1 protein-coding gene is annotated in these 251 nt (G+C 43.4%); it reads right to left on the bottom strand.

From position 1 onward, the window contains the following. The coding region (locus A3773_RS18470) for a hypothetical protein (protein WP_231902243.1) at nucleotides 1–251 on the bottom strand (251 nt) is incomplete at both ends.

The following is a 251-nucleotide window of genomic DNA, read 5'->3' as shown; positions in this document are numbered from 1 at the left end:
TGACAAAGGGGTCTCCAACGTTGTTCAAACTGACATTGAGAAAAGGCGCCAATCGATTTTTATAACTTATGTTCTCTTCGGTCTGATAGCCAAGAAAGCGCTCTTTTTGGGAGTCTACGTATGCTTGAATTTGTTCGTAAACACTGTTTTGTTCACCGCAGTTTTGACCTGTGGGAGGCAGTTCAACGTCGAACCCATTAATAGCCTGCTCAGTGTAATGGAAATCATAGTTTCGCTCTGCGTATACCTCG

The sequence above is a fragment of the Neptuniibacter pectenicola genome (assembly GCF_001597735.1).
In the GTDB taxonomy this organism is placed as follows: Bacteria; Pseudomonadota; Gammaproteobacteria; order Pseudomonadales; family Balneatricaceae; genus Neptuniibacter; species Neptuniibacter pectenicola.
The sequence above is the reverse complement of the archived record's forward strand: the minus strand, read 5'-3'. Positions and strand labels throughout refer to the sequence as shown.